We start from the raw sequence: 22,754 nt of genomic DNA, 5'->3' as shown, positions 1-22,754 counted from the left end.
TCCGGAGCCTTCCCCGCCTCAGCGGGTCTCGGTGACCTTCGCGAGCGCGCGCGGCGCGTCCGGGTCCTGGCCCCGGGCGATCGTCACCTCGTAGGCCAGCAGCTGGAGCGGCAGGATCTCCAGCACCGGCTGGACCTCCTCCCGGACCCCGGCCGTCGGCAGCACGAACCCCGCGGAGGCCGCCGCCACCTGTGCCTGGGGCCCGACGACGAAGAGGTCGGCGCCCCGGCCGCGCAGCCGGTCCAGAACGGGCTGAAGGGCCTCTCCGCCCCGGCCGTCGGGCACCACGGCGATCACCGGCGAGATGTTGTCGACCATGGCGAGCGGGCCGTGCAGCAGGTCGGCGCCGGAGTAGGAGAGGGCCGGGATGTAGCTGGTCTCCATGAGCTTGAGGGCCGCCTCCTTGGCGGTGGGGTAGCCGTAACCCCGTGAGGTGATGACCATGCGTTCGGCGAACCGGTAGCGCGAGGCCAGGGCCTTCACCTCGTCCTTGCGGGCCAGCACCTCCTCGGCCAGGTCCGGCAGCACACCGGCCGCCGCCCCGTCGCCGCCGCGCAGCCCCTCGACGAACAGGTAGAGCGAGAGCAGCGACGCGGTGTACGTCTTCGTGGCCGGGAGCGCCTTCTCGGGGCCCGCCAGGATGTCGATGTGGTACTCGGAGACGGCCGCGAGCGGCGAGTCCGGGTTGTTGGTCACGGCCAGCGTCACCGCGCCGGCCTCCCGGGCGGCCCTGGTCGACGCCACCAGGTCGGGCGAGCCGCCGGACTGGCTGACGGTGACGACCAGGACGTCGCGGAGGTCCGGCTTCGCGCCGTACGCGGTGGTGGTGGACATCGAGGCCAGCCCGCAGGGCAGCCCCATCGTGATCTCCAGCAGGTACTTGGCGTAGAGCGCGGCGTTGTCGGACGTGCCGCGCGCCGTGAGCAGGACGAAGCGCGGGTTCCTGGCCGCGATCCGGCCCGCGGTCTCGCGGATGGCGGGCGCGCCGCGCTCCAGGATGCGGCGGAGCATCGCGGGCTGCTCGGCCATCTCGCCGGACATGATGCGGCCGGGCCACTCGCCGCCGCCGGCGGCCGGGTACGTGGCGGACATGTCGGGTGCCTCCCGGGTGTCGCGATGCGTCGGTCAAGTCGAACACGGGGCGCAGGGGGGCCGCCAGCGGGCGGCGGCCGGTGGGACGGCGGGCGGGTGTCCGTGTGCCGGTACGGGCCGTGTCGGGGCGGGCCGAGTCTGCTAGATTAGGTCTTTGATTGGTCTATACCACATACCCACTCTTCGATCGGATCGGCAGGCCCCGCGTGGAAGTTGTCATCGTCCCGGACGCCAAGGCAGGCGGCGAACTGATCGCGGGGGCCATCGGCGCCCTGCTGAGCCGCAAGCCCGACGCCCTGCTCGGCGTTGCCACCGGCTCGACCCCGCTGCCCATCTACCAGGCCCTCGCGGACCTGGTCCGCTCCGGTGCCGTGGACGCCTCGCGCGCCCGCGTCTGCCAGCTCGACGAGTACGTGGGGCTGCCGGCGGGCCACCCGGAGTCCTACCGCTCCGTGGTGCTGCGCGAGGTCGTCGAACCGCTCGGTCTCTCCGAGGCCGCGTTCATGGGCCCCGACGGCTCCGCCGAGGACGTCCAGGCGGCCTGCGAGGCGTACGACAAGGCGCTCGCCGTAGCCGGCGGGGTGGACCTCCAGCTGCTCGGCATCGGCACCGACGGGCACATCGGCTTCAACGAGCCGTGCTCCTCGCTCGCCTCCCGCACCCGGATCAAGACGCTCACCGAGCAGACCCGGGTCGACAACGCGCGCTTCTTCGACAACGACATCGACCAGGTGCCGCACCACGTCATCACCCAGGGCATCGGCACGATCCTGGAGGCCCGCCACCCGGTCCTGCTCGCGACGGGCGAGGGCAAGGCGGACGCGGTGGCGGCGACGGTGGAGGGCCCGGTCGCCTCGATCGTCCCCGCCTCGGCGCTGCAGTTGCACCCGCACGCGACGGTGGTCGTCGACGAGGCCGCGGCGTCGAAGCTGAAGCTGGCGGACTACTTCCGCGCGACGTACGCGGCGAAGCCGGCCTGGCAGGGGCTGTAGTTCCTCGCGTCTCCCGCTGTACGCGAGAGGGCCGGGACACCGTGGCGGTGTCCCGGCCCTCTCGCGTGTGCGGGTTACGCGGAGGCCGCGATGATCTCCGCCGCCGCCCGGCCGCAGACGCGCGCGGCGCCGTGCGTGGCGATGTGCAGGGCTCCCCGGGGCTCGGCCTGGGGGACGCCCATCTCGACCACGATCGTGTCCGGGCGCGCCGCCAGCAGCGCGTCCAGGGCCTCGCTCATCCACGCGTGCCGGTGCGCGTCGCGGACCACGGCGACGATGCGCCGCTCCCCCGCGGCCCGCAGCGCGGCCTCGGCCGGTGCCTCGGAGTCGCCGTCGTACGTGTCGGTCCCCGTCCCCGGCACCAGCCGGGTCAGCTCGGCCGCGAGGCCCCACGGGGTCTCGTCACCGACCGCGATGTTCGCGACCGGGGTGAAGGCGGCCACGTACGCCGGACCGGTGAGCGGTTCGGCCGTGCCGGTCACCTTCACCGCGCGGCGGGCGGCGACCAGGCCGATGTCCGAGACGATGCCCGTGCTCCGTGCGGTGCCGGGCGCGGTCCCCTCCTGCACTGCCGCGCCCGGCTCCCGTACGGCCCCCCTGGCCTCCCGCGTCCAGGACGCGAGGGCACGGACCCGGGCAGCGGCATCGGCGAGCCGCTCCTCGGAGAGTTCGCCGGAGCGCACCGCCGCGACGAGCGCGTCGCGCAGCCGCAGCACGGTGCTGTCGTCGTCGAGCCCGCCGCCGACGCAGAGCGCGTCGGCACCGGCCGCGACGGCGAGAACGGAGCCGCGTTCGATCCCGTACGTCGAGGCGATGGCCTGCATCTCCACGGCGTCGGTCACGATGAGGCCCTCGTACCCCAGTTCCTGGCGCAGCAGACCCGTCAGGATCTGCGGGCTGAGGGTCGCGGGGCGGTGCGGGTCGAGCGCGGGCAGCAGGATGTGCGCGCTCATGACCGACTTGGAACCGGCCGCGATGGCGGCCCGGAACGGCACGAGCTCCCGGGCGTGCAGGGTCTCCAGGTCGACGTCGATGCGCGGCAGCGCGTGGTGCGAGTCGACCGCGGTGTCGCCGTGCCCCGGGAAGTGCTTGGTGCAGGCGGCGACGCCGGCGGCCTGGAGGCCCTCGACGTACGCGGCGGTGTGCCGGGCGACCAGGTGCGGGTCGGCGCCGAAGGAGCGGACGCCGATGACGGGGTTGCCCGGGTTGGAGTTGACGTCCGCGGACGGGGCCCAGTTGAGGTTGACCCCGCACTCGGCGAGCCGGCGGCCCAGCTCGTGGGCGACGGCCCGGGTCAGCACGGTGTCGTCGACCGCGCCGAGCGCCAGGTTGCCGGGGAAGGAGGAGCCGTGGCGGACCTCCAGGCGGGTGACGTCGCCGCCCTCCTCGTCGATGGCGACGAGCACGTCGTCCCGCTCGGCCCTGAGCTGGGCGGTGAGCGCGGCGAGCTGTTCGGGCGTCTCGATGTTGCGGCCGAACAGGCCGACGGAGGACAGTCCTTCGCCGACCCGGCGCAGCAGCCACTCGGGCGCCGTGGTGCCGGTGAAGCCGGGCTGCAGGACGGCGAGGGCGTCGCGGGTGACGGTGTCCGTGGTGGATGTGAGGGTGGTCATGGGGCGGCGTTATCCCTTCACGGCGCCGGAGGTGAGGCCCGCGGCCATCTTCTTCTGCACGAACATGAAGAAGATGACGACCGGAAGGGCGATCATGGTCGACGCCGCCATCAGGGCACCGTAGTCCGTGCCGCGCTCACTGGTGAACGTCATCAGCCACACGTTGAGCGTGTACTTGGAGTTGTCGTTGATCAGGATGTAGGCGAAGAGGTATTCGTTCCACGCGTTCACCAGGGCGAAGATCGACGCGGCGGCGAGGCCGGGCGCGAGCAGCGGGAGGATCACGCGGCGGAAGGCGCCGAAGCGGGTGCAGCCGTCCACCATGGCGGACTCCTCCAGCTCCACCGGGATGTTCACCACGAAGCCGCGGATCATGATCGTCGCGAACGGCAGCGTGGAGACCAGGTAGACGACGATGAGGCTCCAGTACTCGTCGATGCCGCCCATCGCGTTGAGCTGGGCGTAGATCGGGATGAGCATCGCCGTGGGCGGCAGCATCTGGACCAGGATCATGATCAGGACCAGGGCCTTGCGGCCGAAGAAGCGGAACCGGCCGATGGCCAGGGCCGCCAGGGTGGCGATGATCATGCCGCCGACGACGGCGGTGATCGAGACGATCAGGCTGGACTGGACCGCGGTGCCGAAGTTCGGCTGGTCGACCGCCTTGACGAAGTTGTCGAAGGTGATCGAGGAGGGCCACAGGGTCTGGTCGTACGAGCGGATCTCGCGGCTGGGCCGCAGGGCGCTGACGACCAGCCAGTAGACCGGGAAGACCATGACCAGCGCGATGCCGAGGCCGAGGATGTTCAGGCCGACGCGGGTCTTCTTGCGGTCCGGGCGCAGGACCTGTGGTGTGTCGGTCGTGGTGCTCATTCGACCTCTCCCGTCTTCATGAGCTGGCGCAGGTAGTACACGGCCACCGCGGACAGCAGGATCACCGTGATCAGGGCGATCGCGGTGCCCTGGCTGAAGGAGGTGGACTCGAAGGCCTTCGAGTAGGAGTAGAGGCCGAGGGTCTCGTACTCGGGCTCGGGCTTGCTGCCGCGCAGCAGCCAGATCTGGCCGAAGACGTTGAAGTCCCAGATCACCGACAGCGTGGAGACCATGCTGAAGACCGGCTTGATGACCGGCCAGGTCACGTAGCGGAAGATGCCGAAGCTGGTGGCGCCGTCGAGCGAGGCGGCCTCCTCCAGTTCCTGGGGGACCTGGGTGAGGGCGGCGTACAGCGTGACGACGACGAAGGGGATGGCGCCCCAGACGACCAGCAGCGTGATGATCGCGAAGCCCTGGACCGGGTCGAGGTACCAGTTGTGGCCGAGCCAGTCGTCGCCCACGACCTTCGCGATGAGGGTGTTGATGAGGCCGTAGTCGGAGTCGGCCATGAACCGGAAGATGGAGGCGGCGACCATCAGCGGCATCGACCAGGCGGCGATCAGGCAGAAGGTCAGGATGAGCCGCACCCAGGTGGACAGCCGGCGCATCAGCAGGGAGATCAGCAGGCCGATGCCCATGGTCAGCGTCACGCAGACGGCCATGAAGACGACGGTGCGGAAGGTCACCCACCAGAACTCGGAGTCACCGAGGATGTTGGTGAACTGGTCGAAGCCGACCCAGGGTGCGGGGTCGCCGGTCCACAGCTCGCGCCGGCCCATGTCCTGGAAGGACATGATGACGGTCTTGGCGAGCGGATAGAGGTAGACGGCGGCGATCGCCACGATCGCCGGGAGGATCAGGAAGTAGGGCAGCAGCTCGCCCTTCTTCCGCTTCCTCTTCTGCTTCAGGGGGCCGTTGACCTCACCGGACAGCGGGCTCCCGTCCGCCTGGGGATCACGTGGTACGGGGACCGGTGGCCCGGCGGCCTTGGTATCGGCGGCAGTCACGTGGCTGACCTTCCATCGCGGGTCCGAGGCAGCCCCCGGATAACACGGCGTTCTTGAGCGAAAGGAGGCGAGGGCCCGGCGCAGTGCCGGGCCCCCGCCTGGCGATCAGAAGGCTCAGGCCTTCTTGTTGATCAGTGCGTCGATCTCGCTGTCGGCCTTCTTGGTGGCGTCGGCGACGGACGTGCCCTTGAGGATCTTCAGGAGCATGTTCTCCAGAATCTCCTCCTTCTCGATGGAGGCCCAGCCCGGAGCGATCGGCGTGAACCAGGCGTCCGGCACCGCGTTGGCGATGGCGGCCGTCTCGGGCTTGGCCTTCAGCGGCTCAAGCTGCTTCTCGTTGTTCGGGAGGATGTTCTTCGACGCGAGGACGTCCATGGACTTCGCGTTGGTGAAGAGGGAGATCCACTCCTCGCCGAGGTCCTGGACCTTGGACTTGGAGATGGTGGCGAGGTCGGAGCCGCCGATGAAGGACGGGAGCGCCTTGCCGTTCGGGCCAGGCATACCGGCCGTGGCGATCTTGCCGTCGAGCTTCGGGTTGCCGTTGTCACCGGTGGTGACGCTGCCGGCCTCCCAGGCCTGGCCGTAGATGACCGCGGCCTTCTCGTTGGCCATGACGTTGGCGTGGTCCTGCTCGTCCTTCGTCTGGTCGGCCTTGTTGTACTTCTTGACCAGGTCGATGAAGTGCTGGATGCCCTTCTGCGCCTCGGGGGTGGAGAGGCTGGCCTTCCACTCCTTCGAGCCCTCGTCGTACTTGGCGATCTGGCCGCCCTCGGCCGCGACGTAGGACATGGCGGCGTACCAGTAACGGCCCGGGTAGTACAGGGACGAGGCGCGCTTGTCCTTCTTCGCGAGCTCGGCCTGGACCTTGTCCATGGCCTTGAGGAAATCGTCCTCGTTCTGCGGGAGGACGTCGCTGCCGGTACCGGCCTTCAGCATGTCCTTGTTGTAGACCGCGAGGCGGGCGGAGGCGTAGTAAGGAACGCAGTAGATCTTGCCCTCGTAGGAGCAGGTGTCCTTCAGACCCTTGATCCAGGTGTCCGAGTTCTCGTACTTCGAGGTGTCGATCTCGCCGAGCGCGCCGTTGAGGATGTACTGCATGGTCTCGGTGTTGCCGAGTTCGACAACGTCCGGGAACTTGTCGCCACCGAGGGAGGTGTCGAGCTTCTTGACCTTGTCCGCCCAGCCCTGGTACTGGATCTTGACGTTGACGTTCGGGTACTTCTTCTTGAACTGGGCGTTGACGTCCTTCACCAGTTCGGGCCAGGTCGACTGGGCCTCGCCCATGAGCCAGACAGTCAGGTCTTCCTTGCGGTCCTTCGGGTCCTTCGAGGACGTCTTGTCGTCCGAACCACACGCCGCGATGGAAACCAACATGCCCGCGACGCCGATCGCCGCGATGAGCTTGCGCTTCACGCCACCCTCCTCAGGGATGCTGCAACCCCCTCCCCACCGCGCGAGAACGTCGACGAGTACCTCTGGGGCTGGGACCTGGTCTTTAATGGTTTAGACCAGTACCCGGAGCTTGGCCTAGACCTTTAGGGGTGTCAAGGGTGTATAAGAAGTGCACTCGCGTCCGTTATAGGACCGACACCTGAGGGAGGGCGACGAGCCGTGACCGGACCGTGCCACCATGTGAGCCGCGACAGACGGAGGAGCCGGTGACGGCAGCAACGCAGCAGTCGGGAAGGCGGGCCATGGGTGCCGACGGGGGCAGTTCGGAGAACGAGACGGGGGCGGGCGCCGGGACGCGCACCGCGCGCGTACCGAAGTACTACCGGCTGAAGCGACATCTCCTCGACATGACGGACACCATGCCGCCGGGCACCCCCGTGCCCCCGGAACGGACCCTGGCCGCCGAGTTCGACACCTCGCGCACCACCGTGCGCCAGGCGCTCCAGGAGCTGGTCGTCGAGGGCCGGCTGGAGCGCATCCAGGGCAAGGGCACCTTCGTCGCCAAGCCGAAGGTCTCGCAGGCCCTGCAACTCACCTCGTACACCGAGGACATGAGGGCCCAGGGGCTCGAACCGACCTCGCAGCTCCTGGACATCGGCTACGTCACCGCCGACGACACCCTCGCCGGACTGCTCGACATCAGCGCCGGCGGACGCGTCCTGCGCATCGAGCGCCTGCGCCTGGCGAGCGGGGAGCCGATGGCCATCGAGACCACGCACCTCTCGGCCAAGCGCTTCCCGGCGCTGCGCCGTTCGCTGGTCAAGTACACCTCGCTCTACACCGCGCTGTCCGAGGTGTACGACGTCCGGCTGGCCGAGGCCGAGGAGACCATCGAGACCTCGCTCGCCACCCCGCGCGAGGCCGGGCTGCTCGGCACGGACGTGGGCCTGCCGATGCTGATGCTCTCCCGGCACTCCCTGGACGAACAGGGCGAGCCGGTCGAGTGGGTGCGCTCGGTCTACCGCGGCGACCGCTACAAGTTCGTGGCCCGCCTGAAGCGTCCGCTGGACTGACCCACCGCACGCATGTGCTCCCCGAATGGCCCCCGGACCCGCCCCCGGGGGCCATTCGGCGTCCCCGGAACCCGGATTGGCCTGGACCAAGCCTCGGACGTTTGCCGTCATTCCGGCCATCCGGCCGGTCGCTGACGACCGTTGCCGGACCGCAATGCGGACAGGGGGTGACGGTGGCCGGATGACTCGCCTAGATTTCCTGCGCATTACAGGTGATCAGCGAGGGGACGGAGTCGCCGCCATGGCGGAAGAACCAGAAGGAAAACCACCCACCGTCACACCGGTGCGGGTGGTCATCGCCCTGTGTCTCATCGCGCCGTTCGTGGCGATGCTCTGGGTGAGTTCGTACGCGAAGATCGACCCGACCTTCATCGGTATCCCGTTCTTCTACTGGTACCAGATGCTCTGGGTGCTGATCTCCACCGCGCTCACGATGGTCGCGTACAAGCTGTGGCAGCGTGACCAGCGCGCCCGCAAGGGGGGTGCGTCGGCATGAACGACGGCGTGAACGGCGTCGCGCTCGGCGTCTTCATCTTCTTCTTCCTGGCCGTCACGGTCATGGGCTTCCTGGCCGCCCGCTGGCGCAAGGCCGAGAACGAGGCCAGCCTCGACGAATGGGGCCTGGGCGGGCGCTCGTTCGGCACCTGGGTCACCTGGTTCCTGCTCGGCGGCGACCTCTACACCGCGTACACCTTCGTCGCCGTCCCCGCGGCGATCTACGCGGCGGGCGCGGCCGGCTTCTTCGCGGTGCCCTACACCATCCTGGTGTACCCGCTGATCTTCACCTTCCTGCCGCGCCTGTGGTCGGTCTCGCACAAGCACGGCTACGTCACCACCTCGGACTTCGTCCGCGGGCGCTTCGGCTCGAAGGGGCTCTCGCTGGCGGTCGCCGTCACGGGCATCCTCGCCACGATGCCGTACATCGCGCTGCAGCTCGTCGGCATCCAGGCGGTGCTGGACGTGATGGGCGTCGGCGGCGGTGAGAACACCAACTGGTTCGTCAAGGACCTGCCGCTGCTCATCGCGTTCGCGGTGCTCGCCGCGTACACGTACTCCTCGGGCCTGCGGGCGCCGGCGCTGATCGCGTTCGTCAAGGACGGGCTGATCTACCTGGTCATCGCCGTGGCGATCATCTACATCCCGATCAAGCTCGGCGGCTTCGACGACATCTTCGCCTCCGCCCAGGACAAGTTCACCAAGGCGGGCGCGGGCGGCCTCGCACCCGCCGCGGCCGGCCAGTGGGGGTACGCGACCCTGGCGCTCGGGTCCGCGCTGGCGCTGTTCATGTACCCGCACTCCATCACGGCGACGCTCTCCAGCCGCAGCCGTGACGTGATCCGCCGCAACACCACCATCCTGCCGCTGTACTCGCTGATGCTGGGCCTGCTCGCGCTGCTCGGCTTCATGGCGATCGCCGCCGGGGTCAAGGTGGACAATGGCCAGCTCGCCATCCCGCAGCTGTTCGAGAACATGTTCCCCGACTGGTTCGCGGGGGTGGCGTTCGCCGCCATCGGCATCGGCGCGCTGGTGCCGGCCGCGATCATGTCCATCGCCGCGGCGAACCTGTTCACGCGCAACATCTACAAGGACTTCCTGAAGCCGGACGCGACCCCCGCCCAGGAGACCAAGGTCTCCAAGCTGGTCTCGCTGCTGGTCAAGGTCGGCGCGCTCGCCTTCGTCCTCACCATGGACAAGACGGTCGCGATCAACTTCCAGCTGCTCGGCGGGATCTGGATCCTCCAGACCATGCCGGCCCTGGTCGGCGGCCTGTTCACCCGCTGGTTCCACCGCTGGGCGCTGCTCGCCGGCTGGGCGGTCGGCATGATCTACGGAACGGCCGCCGCGTACGGGGTCGCGAGCCCGACGCAGAAGCACTTCGGCGGGTCCTCCAAGGAGATCCCGGGCCTCGGTGAGATCGGCTACATCGGCCTCACCGCGTTCGTGCTGAACGTCGTGGTCACCGTGGTCCTCACCTTCGTCCTCAACGCCGTGAAGGCGCCCGCAGGGGTCGACGAGACCTCCCCGGGCGACTACACCGCGGACGCGGGCGACCCGGGCGTCCAGGAGAAGCTGCCGCCCGCCACGGCGGGGGCGCCGGGCGGTCACTGACCGCACACCTTTACGCCACGCGACACAACATGTGGGGGCCGCCGCATCCGGCGGCCCCCACATGTATGCTCGTGCTCGCTGTCGCCGCAGGGGAATCCGGTGCGAATCCGGAACTGTCCCGCAACGGTGTATTCGGTGTGCTTCTGCGCACCCGTGGAGTCCGAGGACCTGCCGACAGCGCATCCGGCTCGACCGAACCGGATGCCCAGACGTCCGGGCCTCGTGGATGGGCCGGTGGACGCCGCACGGAGTGCCGCCCTGTCCGGGCCCGCTCCTGCCCGGCTGCCCCCGCTCCCCGCCGGCCCAGAGCCGAGCGAGGGAGAGCACCACGTGACCATCGCGCCAGCCGATCCGGTTTCAGCGGCCGAATCAACGGGGACCGCGAGCGACGGACCGGGCACCGCACTGCTGCGGACCCTGACCGACCTCACCGCCGACCTGCCCGACACCGACCCGGGGCGCGTCGCCGCCGCCGCCCTGCGCGGCCGCAACGCCCGGTCGGACGAGGCGGAACTGCGCTCGCTGGCCACCGAGGCCGCCGCCGGCCTCATCTCCGAGGACCCCGCCTACTCCCGGCTCGCCGCCCGTCTGCTGACCCGGACCATCGCGGACGAGGCCGCCGGCCAGGGTGCCACCTCGTTCTCCGCGTCCGTCGCCGTGGGCCACCGCGAGGGCCTGATCGCGGACCGCACCGCCGCGTTCGTGACGCTGCACGCGGCCGCCCTGGACGCGCTGGTGGAACGGTCCCTCGCGGACGGCGCCGACGACCGCTTCGGCTACTTCGGCCTGCGCACCCTGCACAGCCGCTACCTGCTGCGCCACCCGCTCACCCGCCAGGTCATCGAGACGCCCCAGCACTTCATGCTCCGGGTCGCCGCCGGGCTCGCCGAGGACGAGTCCGAGCGCGCGCTCGACGAGGTCGCCGCGCTGTACGGGCTGATGAGTCGGCTGGACTACCTGCCCTCCTCGCCGACGCTCTTCAACTCCGGCACCCGCCACCCGCAGATGTCCTCCTGCTATCTGCTGGACTCGCCGCTGGACGAGCTGGACTCGATCTACGACCGCTACCACCAGGTGGCGCGGCTGTCGAAGCACGCGGGCGGCATCGGCCTCTCGTACTCCCGTATCCGCGCCCGGGGTTCACTGATCCGCGGCACCAACGGGCACTCCAACGGCATCGTGCCGTTCCTGAAGACGCTGGACGCCTCCGTCGCCGCCGTGAACCAGGGCGGCCGGCGCAAGGGCGCCGCCGCCGTCTACCTGGAGACCTGGCACGCGGACATCGAGGAGTTCCTGGAGCTCCGCGACAACACGGGCGAGGACCAGCGGCGCACGCACAACCTCAACCTGGCGCACTGGATCCCGGACGAGTTCATGCGCCGGGTCGACGCGGACGGCAGCTGGTCGCTGTTCTCCCCGGCGGACGTGCCCGAGCTCGTGGACCTGTGGGGCGACGAGTTCGACGCCGCGTACCGGGCGGCCGAGGCGAAGGGCCTGGCGCGCAAGACCATGCCGGCCCGCGAGCTGTACGGCCGGATGATGCGCACCCTCGCCCAGACCGGCCAGGGCTGGATGACGTTCAAGGACGCCTCCAACCGGACCGCGAACCAGACCGCCGAGCCGGGCAGGGTCGTGCACTCCTCGAACCTGTGCACCGAGATCCTGGAGGTCACCGACGACGGCGAGACGGCGGTCTGCAACCTCGGCTCGGTCAACCTCGGCGCGTTCGTCGACGGCGGCTCGATCGACTGGGAGCGCCTGGACGCCACCGTCCGCACCGCGGTGACCTTCCTCGACCGGGTCGTCGACATCAACTTCTACCCGACCGAGCAGGCCGGCCGGTCCAACGCCCGCTGGCGGCCGGTGGGCCTGGGCGCCATGGGCCTCCAGGACGTCTTCTTCCAGCTGCGGCTGCCCTTCGACTCCCCCGAGGCCCGCGCGCTCTCCACGAAGATCGCCGAGCGCATCATGCTCGCCGCCTACGAGGCCTCCTGCGACCTCGCCGAGCGCTCGGGCCCGCTGCCCGCATGGTCGGAGACCCGTGCCGCGCGCGGGGTGCTGCACCCCGACCACTACGACACCGAGGTGAACTGGCCGGAGCGCTGGGACGCGCTGCGCGCCCGGATCGCGAAGACCGGGATGCGCAACTCGCTGCTCCTGGCCATCGCCCCGACCGCGACGATCGCCTCGATCGCGGGAGTCTACGAGTGCATCGAGCCCCAGGTCTCCAACCTCTTCAAGCGCGAGACGCTGAGCGGTGAGTTCCTCCAGGTCAACGGCTACCTGGTGGACGAGCTGAAGCGGCTGGGCGTGTGGGACGCGCGGACGCGTGAGGCGCTGCGCGAGTCGAACGGCTCCGTGCAGGGCTTCGCCTGGATCCCGGCGGACGTGCGGGCGCTGTACCGCACCGCGTGGGAGATCCCGCAGCGCGGCCTGATCGACATGGCGGCGGCCCGTACGCCGTTCCTCGACCAGAGCCAGTCGCTGAACCTGTTCCTGGAGACGCCGACGATCGGGAAGCTCTCCTCGATGTACGCGTACGCCTGGAAGCAGGGGCTGAAGACGACGTACTACCTGCGCTCCCGCCCGGCGACCCGCATCGCCCGTGCCGCGTCCGGCCAGGCGTCGGCCACCGCCCCCATCCCCGTACAGCAGGCACCCGACGCGGACGCCATCGCCTGCTCCCTGGAAAACCCCGAGTCCTGCGAGGCCTGCCAGTAATGACCGCCCACCCGTCGCCCGACCACCGCCCCTCAACGACGGCGCTCCGCACCGACACCCCCGCTTCAAAGAACCTGCTCGACCCGGGCTTCGAACTGACCCTGCGTCCCATGCGCTACCCGGACTTCTACGAGCGCTACCGGGACGCGATCAAGAACACCTGGCACGTGGAGGAGGTCGACCTCCACTCCGACGTGGCGGACCTCGCCAAGATGACGCCCGCCGAGCAGCACCTGATCGGCCGCCTGGTGGCGTTCTTCGCGACCGGTGACTCGATCGTCGCCAACAACCTGGTGCTGACGCTGTACAAGCACATCAACTCCCCCGAGGCGCGGCTGTATCTGTCGCGGCAGCTGTTCGAGGAGGCCGTGCACGTCCAGTTCTATCTGACGCTGCTCGACACCTACCTGCCCGACCCGGACGACCGCGCGGCGGCGTTCGCGGCGGTGGAGAACATCCCCTCGATCCGCGAGAAGGCGCAGTTCTGCTTCCGCTGGATGGACTCGGTGGAGAAGATCGACCGGCTGGAGTCGAAGGCCGACCGGCGCCGCTTCCTGCTCAACCTGATCTGCTTCGCGGCGTGCATCGAGGGGCTGTTCTTCTACGGCGCCTTCGCGTACGTGTACTGGTTCCGCTCGCGCGGTCTGCTGCACGGCCTCGCCACGGGAACCAACTGGGTCTTCCGCGACGAGACCATGCACATGAACTTCGCCTTCGAGGTCGTGGACACCGTCCGCAAGGAGGAGCCGGAGCTGTTCGACGACGCCCTCCAGCAGCAGGTCACCGACATGCTGAAGGAGGCCGTCGAGGCGGAGCTGCAGTTCGGCCGCGACCTGTGCGGCGACGGGCTGCCCGGCATGAACACCGAGTCGATGCGCGAGTACCTGGAGTGCGTCGCCGACCAGCGGCTCACCCGGCTGGGCTTCCCCGCGGTGTACGGATCGCAGAACCCGTTCTCGTTCATGGAGCTCCAGGGTGTCCAGGAGCTGACGAACTTCTTCGAGCGGCGCCCGTCCGCCTACCAGGTGGCCGTCGAGGGCACGGTCGGCTTCGACGACGACTTCTAGATCCTCGCCCAGCTCCTGACGTACGGACGCCGTGCGGCCCCCACCGGCCGTGCGGCGTCCGCCGTTTGCGGTGGGCGGGTACTGCGGTCCTGTTCCGCTTCGCGCAGCTCGCGGTCGATGCGGCGCTCTCGGGCGATGCCGACCAGGGCCGGCAGCAGGACGAGGGCGAAAAGAACGGAAATGCCGAGGAAGTTCTGGAATGTGTTCATGCCTCTACTGTCCTCGTTCCGGAGGAACCGCGGCAGTGGCAGGACTGTCACACAGCATCGAATTACTGCCACACTGGGTCCATGCTGAACAATGTCGCCGCTCTGCTCCTCGATGAGGTCCACCCCTTCGAACTCGGCGTGCTCTGCGAGGTGTTCGGCCTCGACCGGAGCGACGAGGGCCTGCCCGTGCACGACTTCGCCGTGGTCTCCGCCGAGGGCCCCGAGCTGCGGACCCACGCCGGGTTCACCATCAGCACCCCGTACGGCCTCGACCGGCTGGAGGAGGCCGACCTCATCGCCGTACCGGCCGGCAGCCACTTCATGGACCGGGAGTATCCCGAGGAGGTCCTCGACGCGCTGCGCCGGGCCGTGGACCGCGGCGCGCGCGTGCTGAGCGTCTGCTCCGGGGCGTACGTGCTGGGCGCGGCCGGTCTGCTGGACGGCCGGCGCTGCACCACGCACTGGCGCCATGCCGCCGAACTGGCCCGCCGCTTCCCGAAGGCCGTGGTGGAGCCGGATGTGCTGTACGTGGACGAGGGTCCGATCATCACGTCGGCGGGGACGGCCGCGGGGATCGACGCCTGCCTGCACCTGGTCCGCCAGGCGTACGGGCCGGCCGCCGCCAACACCATCGCCCGCCGCATGGTGGTGCCGCCGCACCGGGACGGCGGGCAGGCGCAGTACATCGAGCGCCCGCTGCCGCGCACCCGCTGCGACACGGTCGGGGACACGCTGGCCTGGATGGAGCGCCACCTCGACCGCGAGATGACCGTCGAACAGCTCGCCGCCCAGGCGCACATGTCGCCGCGCACCTTCGCCCGCCGCTTCCAGCAGGAGACCGGCACCACGCCGTACCGCTGGCTGCTGCGCCAGCGCGTCCTGCTGGCCCAGCACCTGCTGGAGACATCCGACGAAACCATCGACACCATCGCCGACCGGACCGGCTTCGGGAACGCCGCCGCGCTTCGCCATCAGTTCGTCCGCTCGCTGGACACCACGCCGCAGGCGTACCGTCGCACCTTCCGGGGGCCGTCCGCCGTGACCGAGGCGGCCTGAGGCCGCCCGCTCCCCTCCGATCATTCGTCCAACCGATCGCACGACCTGTCCATGGACCGGGCCCTCGCGCGCGCGTCAGGGTCGATGCCATGGACATGCGGAAGGCAAGACGAAGGACCATCGGGGCCGTGGTGGCCGCGCTCGCCGCCACCCTGCTGCCCTGGCAGACCGCCGCGGCCGAGGAGGCCCCGGCCGGGCCACCGGAGGTGCTGCCCGCGCTGCGCCAGTGGCAGCCGGGCAGCGGGGAGTTCGTGCTCACCGACCGGGCCCGGATCGTGCTGGACGGCGTGCGCGAGCGGCGGACGGCGGACGACGCGGCCCGGTTCGCCGGAGAGCTGGAGGGCGGGGCGCAGGTTTCCCGGGGCCGGGCCCGCGCCGGTGACATCGTGCTGCGCCAGGACGCCTCGCTGAAGGACTCACTGGGGGCGGAGGGCTACCGACTGGAGGTCGGTGACCGGGTCACGGTCACGGCGGCCACCTCGGCGGGCGTGTTCTACGGTTCGCGCACGGTGCTGCAGCTGCTCAACGACGACGGGCGGGCGGCGCGCGGCTCGGCGACCGACGTGCCCGCGTACCGGGAGCGCGGGGTCGGGGTCTGCGCCTGCTACATCAACGTCTCGCTGCCGTGGTTCGAGCGGCTGATGAAGGACATGGCGTCCCAGAAGCTCAACCAGCTCTGGATCGAGGCGAAGGTCAGGAGCGACACCGACCCGGAGTCGGCGTTCTGGGGGTACTACACCAAGCCGCAGATCCGCTCGCTCGTCGCGATGGCGAAGAAGTACCACATCGACCTGGTGCCGGAGATCAACTCCCCCGGCCATATGGACACCTATCTGGAGAACCACCCCGAGCTCCAGCTGAAGGACAAGGACGGCGTCGCCTCCCCGCCGCGGCTGGACATCTCCCGGCCCGAGGCGCTGACGTACTACACGTCCATGGTCGACGAGGCCCTGAAGGTGTGGGACACCCGCACCTGGCACATGGGCGCCGACGAGTACATGATCGGCTCCTCCTACCCGGACTATCCGCAGCTCCAGGCGGCGGCGACCGCGAAGTTCGGCGCCTCGGCCACCCCCGACGACCTGTTCGTGGACTTCATCAACCGGGTCAACGCCCATGTGAAGGCCCAGGGCCGTTCGCTGCGGATCTGGAACGACGGGCTGATGGGCCGCAACGCGCTCGTCCCTCTGGACCGTGACATCACCGTCGAGCACTGGCTCGGCGGCGGCGCCATCCAGCAGCCGTCCGCCCTGCTCGCCGAGGGCCGCCCGGTGATGAACTCCGCCTACGCGCTTTACCTGGTGCGCGGCGGCTACACCACCAAGACGCAGGAGCTGTACGAGAGCGACTGGACGCCCCTGCGCTTCGAGGGCCAGACGCTGCCCGCCACGGCGGCGAACCTGACCGGCGCGAAGATCAGCCTGTGGCCGGACAGCGCGGCGGCGGAGACCGAGAACGAGGTCGAGGCGAAGACGTTCATGCCGCTCCGCTTCCTCGCCCAGGCCACCTGGGGCGGCCCGAAGCCCAGCCCGACGTACGCCGGTTTCGAGGCCCTGGCCCGGCGCATCGGGCACGCCCCCGGCTGGGAGAACACCGACCGCGCCCAACTGGCCGACGGCACCTACCGGCTGACGTCCGGCGCGAAGGCGCTGGCGCCCGCGGCGGACGCCGGGGTCGCCCTGGTACGGGGCTCGAAGGCGGCCTGGACGCTCACCGCGACCGCCGACGGCTACTACACGGTCCGCTCGGCGGACGGGCTCTGCCTGGACGCGGTGCGCGGGAAGAAGTACCTGGGTGCCCCGCTGGAGGTGGGCGCCGAACTGTCGCTCGGCACCTGTGCGGCGGGCTCACGCACCCAGCGCTGGCAGCTGGACGCCGGCCACGGGACGCTCGTCCTGCGCAACGCGATCTCGCAACTGCGCCTGACCGAGCGGTCGTCGGACGGCGCCGCGGTGCAGACGACGGGCGGGACGCCGCTGCGGGCCGCGTCGTAGGCACAGCCGCGTCGTAGGCACACAGGTGGGGCCCGCCGGGCGACCGGCGGGCCCCAACTCGTGCGTCAGATACCGCAGTTGGGCGCCGACCAGAAGTGGCTCGGGCCCTGGTTCACGTGGACGTGGTCGTTGTGGTCCGGGTACCCCGGGCCGAGGATCCCGTTGAACCCGTGGTTGCGGGCCTCCTTGGCGAGGGTGCAGAAGGCGATCCCGCCGAGGTCGGCCGCGTCGCCGTACAGATGGCGGCTGTTGGACGCGCCGCCGACGGCACTGTTGCAGGACGTCGAGCGGAAACCGCTGTTGATGGTGATGGGCCGGTCACCGAGCGCGTGGCGCAGGGCCTCCAGCTTCCACATGGTGCTCAGCGCGTTGGCCTTGGCCGTGGCCGCCGAGACCGCGCCGCCGGACCAGGTGCTGTTGCAGCGGTTCAGCTCGGCGTACGTGAAGTGCGCCGGGGTGCAGTCGTTGTCCTGGAGGGCGTAGATCTTGGCCTGGGTGGCGGGGCCCGCGATGCCGTCGGCGGCCAGCCCGTAGGCGGCCTGGAAGCGCTTGACGGCGGCGGTGGTGGCGGGCCCGTACGAGCCGTCGATGGCCAGGACGGAGTTGTACCCGGGATATCCGGCGACCCGGATCTGGAGCTGGGTCACGTCGTTGCCGGTGGCGCCCGGACTCAGCGTGCGGGTCCAGGTGTAGCAGCCGTCGGCCTGTGCGGTGCCGGCGGTGACCACGGCCCCGCCCAAGGCGAAAGCCATGGTCATGACAAGGCCGAGCAGGAGTCGTGCGGAACGTCTGATCACGGGGGCTCCCTGCCGCTGTGGAAGTGGTGGTGCACGAGCCTGTCGGACAAGCAAGGTGCGCGTCAACTACGCGTGTAGAAATGGAAGTTGACTTTCCGGAAAACACGTGCGGGCCCGGCCCGGCGTACCGGGACGGGCCCGCACGACCGCGCGTGCGCCGGGTCAGTCGTTCGGGACGACCTCGTAGCGCGGGGTGTTCTCCGCCATCTGCCGCAGCGCGTCCTTGCGGTCGCGCTTGGAGAGCCGGTCGATGTACAGGTAGCCGTACAGGTGGTCCGTCTCGTGCTGGAGGCAGCGCGCGAAGTAGCCGGTGCCGCGCACCCGTACGGGGTTGCCCTCGGCGTCCTGGCCGCGCACCACGGCGTAGTCCGGGCGGGCCAGCGAGGCGTACGCCGTCGGGACGGAGAGGCAGCCCTCGTTGGAGTCGTCCAGGACTCGCGCCTCGGGCGGCAGCTCCTCCAGGACCGGGTTGCAGATCGCGCCCACGTGCCGGACACCGTCGTCGTCCGGGCAGTCGTAGACGAAGACCTTGAGGTCCACGCCGATCTGGTTGGCGGCCAGGCCCACGCCCTCGGCCGTCCGCTGGCTCGCGAACATGTCGTCGATCAGCGCGGCCAGCTCGTCGTCGAACGCGGTGACGTCCTTGCACTCCTTGTGCAGGACCGGGTTGCCGACGACCGTGATCGGGCGGGAGGTGCCGCGCTCGCGGTGGGCCGTCTCGCGCGCCTCACAGTCCTCGGTGTCGATGAGGAAGCCCTCCTCGTCGACGCTGACCTGCTCGTCCGTCTCCTGCTGCGCCATGTCCGCCGTACGCCTTCCTCAAAACCCGAATCGGTGCGTACACAGACTAGTGCCAGGCGTCGTGGACCCCGCCATGATCCGCCGGACAGGCCCTGTGGGCACCGGTCAGCAGACTTCTTCCAGATCCCGCCACTCGCGGCTGTCCGGGCTGTCCGCCACCCAGCCGTCCAGCAGCCCGCGCACCAGGCCCGCCGGCGCCGCCAGGCCGCACTCGCGCTCCGGCACCCACAGCTCACCGGCCGTGCGGTGCCCCAGCGGGCCCGGGTGACCCGGTTCGCTGTGGTCGTGCGGGTCCAGGTGCTCGCCGTCGCCCTCGTCGCTCTCCATCCGGCTCTCCGAACAGGAACGGCACAGCAGCCGCACCGACGAGGACCAGTCCTCGGCGGCGAAGCCCGCGTCGGAGGCCAGTTGCTCCAGCGCGTCCCGGTCCGCCTCGGTCGCCGCTTCGAGCAGCACCACCCAGGTCGGCACGGGCGACGGGGCCCACAGCTCGATCTCGTCGAACACCGGGTAGGACGGGCCCGCCGCGGTGATCCGCTCGCCGTTCGGCACCCCGTCGTGCAGCACGACCTCGCCCCAGCGCCGTCCCGAGGACGGCAGCGGGATCGACAGCACCTCTATCCGGGCCGGGTCCAGCCGGCGGCCCCAGACCACCTCGGCCTCGCCCTCGGGCGACAGCCGTACCGCCGCGCTGCCCAGCTCCATGCCGACCGGCTCGTTGCCCGCGGCCGGGGTCTGCTGGCCGCCGCCGGGGACCTTGAGCCCGTAGGCCTGCCAGGCCCGGCGCGCGAGCGGCCAGTCCTGGAGGGCGGTCGCGGCGATGCCCACGTTCCACCAGTCCGGCGCTCCGGACTCCTTGTCGAGGAGGGCGACGGCGCGCAGCCCGGCGGCCCTCGCCTGCTCCCAGTCGTGCCGGAACTTGTGCAGCAGCGCCAGGTTGAACCACGACTCGGAGAGCCAGGGCTCCAGGTCCGCCGCACGTGTCAGCAGTGCGCCCGCGTCCTCGTACCGGCCGTCGCCGATCAGCGTGAACGCGCGGTCCGTGGCCTGCCGCCAAGAGGCGGACGGCCGATGCCGTACCTTCCCGAAGATCCTCACGATTCCCGCCTGTCCCGACTGGACACCCTCGTTCTACCGCTCTCTTCGCATCCAACCATGCCGGGCCGGAGGCCCGCTCATTACCCATCGGTTACCCAAGGGGGACGGGGCTCAGACCGCCCCGGGCCAGAACCCGGGCCAGCGATTCCACGACCTGCGGCTGGTAGTCGTGCCCGGTTCCGAGCCTGAGCTGTTCCAGCGCACCCAACGGCCCGGAGAGACTTTCCCCGCACAGGTCGTCGTATGCGTTCACCGCCCGGACGATCCTGGCGGACAGCGGCTGCTCGCGATAGGGGTCGGCCTGCCGTTCCACCACGACGGCGACCTTCGCGTCCACCCCGGTCTGCCGGACCACCGCACCGCCGAGCAGCGCGATCCGCCGCTGCTCGGGGGCCGGCAGCAGGGCCGTCGCCCCGTCCGGCACCGGATCGACCAGCGAGAGCTGTCCGATGTCGTGCATCAGCGCCGCGTACTCCAGGACGGACAGCTCGGGACCGGTCAGCCCCATCTCGCGCCCGACGGCCGTGCACAGCTCGGCCACCCGGCGGGCGTGGCCGTGCGGGGTGTAGCCGGCGATCTCGGTGGAACGGGCCAGCGAGGCGATGGTCTGCCGGTACGTGGTGCGCACAGCGGCGAAGCGGCGGAACGAGAGCTGGGTGAGCAGCAGCGGTACGCAGAGCACGGGCAGCGCCCACAGCCCGGCGGCGGCCACCCCGAGCGCCATGACCGCGCCGGTCGCGCAGACGGCCGAGCCGATACCGGTCAGGGCCCGCAGCTCGTCGCGCAGGAGCGGCCCGTACGGCGCGGGGGCGGCGCGCGAGCCGCGCGGCAGGGTGCGGGCGCGCAGCAGGAGGGCCGCGAGGACGGCGTCGCACAGGGCGGCGAGCCCGAGCAGCAGGAGCAGGAAGGCCGCGTAGTACGGACCGTCGCCGAACCATCGCTCGCAGCGTCCGGCGTTGTACAGCGGCTGGAAGCAGACCGCCACGAAGGTCACGGTGAGCAGCCGCCGGGCCACCTGGTCGGCGTCCGGTCCGTCGCCCCGCGCCAGCTGCGGCACCGAGGCGACGAGCTGGGCGGCGGCCAGCACGGCGACCACCTGGAGCACCCCGTGGCTGGTGGGCTCCCCGCCGCTGCGCCCGAGCAGGGCGTACGCGAGGGCCCCGGCGGCCCCGAGCGGCGCGGGTTCCCGCTCCCCCGGCAGGGCGCCCCAGCGGGCCAGCTCGCCGATGGTGATGAGCGCGCCGAAGGCGAGGGCGTGCCCCGGGTCGTGGACGCCGCGCCAGAGGGTGTACCCGAGCCCGGCGACGGCGAGCAGCAGGGCGGCGGCGCGCGCCCCCAGGGTCACGGGCCCCGGCCGCGCCCGCCGAGGGGTCACCGCGGCCCCTGCCCGTCGGTGCCGTCGGGTGCCCGGGGGCTCAGGGGTGTCTCAGGGCTCAGGGGCGCCGGGACCGCGCCGGCCTGGGCCCCCCGATCGCCGCCCTCCTCCCGCGGCGGCGGCAGCCGTGCGTCGTCCGCGGTCACCGCCCCGGACCAGCCGTACCGCTCCAGGCCCCGCGCGAGCGCCCGCACCATCTGGGGGTCGAACTGCGTTCCCGCGCAGCGTTTCAGCTCCTCCACGGCGACCGGGACGGGCCGCCCCCGGCGGTAGGAGCGGGTCGAGGTCATGGCGTCGAAGGCGTCGGCGACGGCGACGACGCGGGCGCACTCGGGGATGCCCCGGCCGGAGAGCCCGTAGGGGTATCCGCTGCCGTCGAGGCGTTCGTGGTGGTGGAGGATCGCGGCGCGGGCCTCGCCGAGGAAGCCGATGCCCCGGACGATCTCGTGCCCGTACTCCGGGTGCAGTTCGATCACCCGTCGCTCCTCGGGGGTGAGCGGGCCGTCCTTGCGCAGGACGCGGGTGGGGACGCCGAGCTTGCCGACGTCGTGCAGGATGCCGGCGAACCGGAGCACCTCGACGCGCTCGCGGTCCATGCCCAGCTCCTGGGCGATGAGGACGGAGGCGCGGCCGACCCGTTCGCTGTGGCCCCGGGTGTAGGTGTCCTTGATGTCGACGGCCTGGACGAGGGCCCTGATGGTGGCCCGGTGCGCGGCGTGCTCGCGGTGGTACTGGGCGAAGACCCAGCCCGAGATGTACATGGGCAGCAGCACGACGAGCGCGGCGGGCGGCCCGTACGAGCTGTTCCACAGGACGGCCATCATCAGCCCGGCGAGGCCGTGCACGAGGTGGGGGCCCAGGGAGCGCGGGAGCAGCCCGCGCCAGGCGCGGCGGGCGGGCAGGTGCTCAGCGACGAGCAGGATCGAACCGTCGAGGGCGGCGAGCACCGCGCTGAAGGCGAGGGCCGCCGCGCAGACGGGCAGCAGCGCGTACGGCAGGTCGGGCGGGCTGCCGGGGGCGGGGCCGCCGAGCGCGGCGGGCCCGCCGAGGAGCGCGTGGACCGAGGACGCCGCCCAGACGGTGACGGCCAGCTCCGCGGCGCGCCAGGTCCGGCGGGCGGCGGCCGGCGGCTTGTCCACCCGGCCCACCAGGGAACCGGGGACCGCGACGAGCGCCGCCGCCGGGGGCGGGAGCAGGAAGGCGGCGGCGAGCAGCAGCGGGAAGAACGATCCGGCGCCCACCGGCACGGAGCCGCCGAAGGGCGCCCGGCGGCCGGGGAGTTCACAGGCGAGGTAGAGCGCCGTGAGCAGTCCCAGGGTGGTCCACGGGGTGTCCGCTCCGGGGCCGAGGGCGGGCCGGGCGCACAGGGCCGCGCCGAGGGCGACGGCGCCGATGTGGGCCCGCGCCGCCCCGCGTATGGCTCTCACCCTGGCTCGCCCCCCAGCTCCGCTCGTGAAGGGGCCACGCTAACGAGCGGGGCGTCCC

The 22,754-nt window shown here is 71.0% G+C and carries 19 protein-coding genes and 1 riboswitch; of the genes, 8 read left to right on the top strand and 11 right to left on the bottom strand.

What is annotated here, in order from left to right; genetic code table 11:
- Positions 1-18: 18 nt before the first annotated feature.
- Positions 19-1,092 (bottom strand): SIS domain-containing protein, encoded by a 1,074-nt coding sequence (locus EAO73_RS08710; RefSeq protein ID WP_147970819.1) that lies wholly within the window; start codon positions 1,090-1,092, stop codon positions 19-21.
- Positions 1,093-1,298: 206 nt separating this feature from the next.
- On the opposite strand from EAO73_RS08710, the gene nagB reads away from it, so the two are divergent.
- The gene (gene nagB / locus EAO73_RS08705; RefSeq protein WP_147970818.1) at positions 1,299-2,084 is read left to right on the top strand and encodes a glucosamine-6-phosphate deaminase; all 786 of its coding nucleotides are present in this window, start codon (positions 1,299-1,301) and stop codon (positions 2,082-2,084) included.
- A 74-nt stretch (positions 2,085-2,158) separates the two neighbouring features.
- On the opposite strand, the gene EAO73_RS08700 is transcribed toward nagB, so the two are convergent.
- The 4 genes from EAO73_RS08700 to EAO73_RS08685 form a co-directional block, all read right to left on the bottom strand.
- Entirely contained in the window at positions 2,159-3,697 is a 1,539-nt protein-coding gene (locus EAO73_RS08700; RefSeq protein WP_147970817.1) for a glycoside hydrolase family 3 protein, read from the bottom strand.
- Between the two features lie 9 nt (positions 3,698-3,706).
- Entirely contained in the window at positions 3,707-4,570 is an 864-nt protein-coding gene (locus EAO73_RS08695) for a carbohydrate ABC transporter permease (protein ID WP_018521034.1), read from the bottom strand.
- Complete coding sequence (locus EAO73_RS08690) at positions 4,567-5,577, bottom strand: carbohydrate ABC transporter permease (RefSeq protein WP_147970816.1); 1,011 nt, start codon at positions 5,575-5,577, stop codon at positions 4,567-4,569. The genes EAO73_RS08695 and EAO73_RS08690 overlap by 4 nt, the downstream gene beginning before the upstream one ends.
- Positions 5,578-5,691: 114 nt before the next feature.
- On the bottom strand, positions 5,692-6,990 hold the full coding sequence (locus EAO73_RS08685; RefSeq protein ID WP_147970815.1) for a sugar ABC transporter substrate-binding protein: 1,299 nt from the start codon (positions 6,988-6,990) through the stop codon (positions 5,692-5,694).
- 281 nt (positions 6,991-7,271) lie between these two features.
- On the opposite strand from EAO73_RS08685, the gene EAO73_RS08680 reads away from it, so the two are divergent.
- The 5 genes from EAO73_RS08680 to EAO73_RS08660 all read left to right on the top strand — a co-directional run bounded on the left by EAO73_RS08680 (position 7,272) and on the right by EAO73_RS08660 (position 13,939).
- Positions 7,272-8,042: a GntR family transcriptional regulator gene (locus tag EAO73_RS08680; RefSeq protein WP_018105573.1), complete on the top strand. Its 771-nt coding sequence runs from the start codon at positions 7,272-7,274 to the stop codon at positions 8,040-8,042.
- A gap of 241 nt (positions 8,043-8,283) precedes the next feature.
- A complete protein-coding gene (locus EAO73_RS08675) occupies positions 8,284-8,538 on the top strand; it encodes a DUF3311 domain-containing protein (protein ID WP_147970814.1) in 255 nt (84 codons plus the stop codon).
- Positions 8,535-10,151, top strand: coding sequence for a monocarboxylate uptake permease MctP (gene mctP, locus EAO73_RS08670; protein ID WP_147970813.1), 1,617 nt, complete (start codon positions 8,535-8,537; stop codon positions 10,149-10,151). Before EAO73_RS08675 ends, mctP begins: the two co-directional genes overlap by 4 nt.
- A gap of 52 nt (positions 10,152-10,203) precedes the next feature.
- Positions 10,204-10,342, top strand: a riboswitch (cobalamin riboswitch).
- Between the two features lie 139 nt (positions 10,343-10,481).
- Positions 10,482-12,872: a ribonucleoside-diphosphate reductase subunit alpha gene (locus EAO73_RS08665; RefSeq protein ID WP_147970812.1), complete on the top strand. Its 2,391-nt coding sequence runs from the start codon at positions 10,482-10,484 to the stop codon at positions 12,870-12,872.
- Complete coding sequence (locus EAO73_RS08660) at positions 12,872-13,939, top strand: ribonucleotide-diphosphate reductase subunit beta (protein ID WP_018521028.1); 1,068 nt, start codon at positions 12,872-12,874, stop codon at positions 13,937-13,939. The genes EAO73_RS08665 and EAO73_RS08660 overlap by 1 nt, the downstream gene beginning before the upstream one ends.
- Here the strand turns inward: EAO73_RS08660 and EAO73_RS08655 are convergent.
- On the bottom strand, positions 13,936-14,148 hold the full coding sequence (locus EAO73_RS08655) for a hypothetical protein (RefSeq protein WP_147970811.1): 213 nt from the start codon (positions 14,146-14,148) through the stop codon (positions 13,936-13,938). The two genes, EAO73_RS08660 and EAO73_RS08655, sit on opposite strands and share 4 nt — an antisense overlap.
- A gap of 81 nt (positions 14,149-14,229) precedes the next feature.
- Here EAO73_RS08655 and EAO73_RS08650 point away from each other — a divergent pair, with 81 nt between their 5' ends.
- Together EAO73_RS08650 and EAO73_RS08645 are read left to right on the top strand one after the other, a co-directional pair.
- Complete coding sequence (locus EAO73_RS08650; protein WP_147970810.1) at positions 14,230-15,204, top strand: GlxA family transcriptional regulator; 975 nt, start codon at positions 14,230-14,232, stop codon at positions 15,202-15,204.
- 95 nt (positions 15,205-15,299) lie between these two features.
- Entirely contained in the window at positions 15,300-17,198 is a 1,899-nt protein-coding gene (locus tag EAO73_RS08645) for a family 20 glycosylhydrolase (protein ID WP_224756247.1), read from the top strand.
- A gap of 65 nt (positions 17,199-17,263) precedes the next feature.
- On the opposite strand, the gene EAO73_RS08640 is transcribed toward EAO73_RS08645, so the two are convergent.
- The 5 genes from EAO73_RS08640 to EAO73_RS08620 all read right to left on the bottom strand — a co-directional run bounded on the left by EAO73_RS08640 (position 17,264) and on the right by EAO73_RS08620 (position 22,696).
- A complete protein-coding gene (locus EAO73_RS08640; protein WP_191133972.1) occupies positions 17,264-17,995 on the bottom strand; it encodes a D-Ala-D-Ala carboxypeptidase family metallohydrolase in 732 nt (243 codons plus the stop codon).
- 162 nt (positions 17,996-18,157) lie between these two features.
- Positions 18,158-18,796 (bottom strand): peptide deformylase, encoded by a 639-nt coding sequence (def, locus tag EAO73_RS08635; RefSeq protein WP_147970809.1) that lies wholly within the window; start codon positions 18,794-18,796, stop codon positions 18,158-18,160.
- 105 nt (positions 18,797-18,901) lie between these two features.
- A complete protein-coding gene (locus EAO73_RS08630; protein ID WP_147970808.1) occupies positions 18,902-19,894 on the bottom strand; it encodes a tetratricopeptide repeat protein in 993 nt (330 codons plus the stop codon).
- A gap of 91 nt (positions 19,895-19,985) precedes the next feature.
- Positions 19,986-21,269 carry an HD-GYP domain-containing protein gene (locus tag EAO73_RS08625; RefSeq protein ID WP_147970807.1) on the bottom strand — a complete coding sequence of 428 codons (1,284 nt, stop codon included), beginning with the start codon at positions 21,267-21,269 and terminating at the stop codon, positions 19,986-19,988.
- On the bottom strand, positions 21,266-22,696 hold the full coding sequence (locus EAO73_RS08620) for an HD-GYP domain-containing protein (protein WP_147970806.1): 1,431 nt from the start codon (positions 22,694-22,696) through the stop codon (positions 21,266-21,268). The genes EAO73_RS08625 and EAO73_RS08620 overlap by 4 nt, the downstream gene beginning before the upstream one ends.
- Between the last annotated feature and the right edge of the window lie 58 nt (positions 22,697-22,754).

This window comes from Streptomyces sp. col6, assembly GCF_008042035.1.
Classification (GTDB): Bacteria; Actinomycetota; Actinomycetes; order Streptomycetales; family Streptomycetaceae; genus Streptomyces.
The sequence above is the reverse complement of the archived record's forward strand: the minus strand, read 5'-3'. Positions and strand labels throughout refer to the sequence as shown.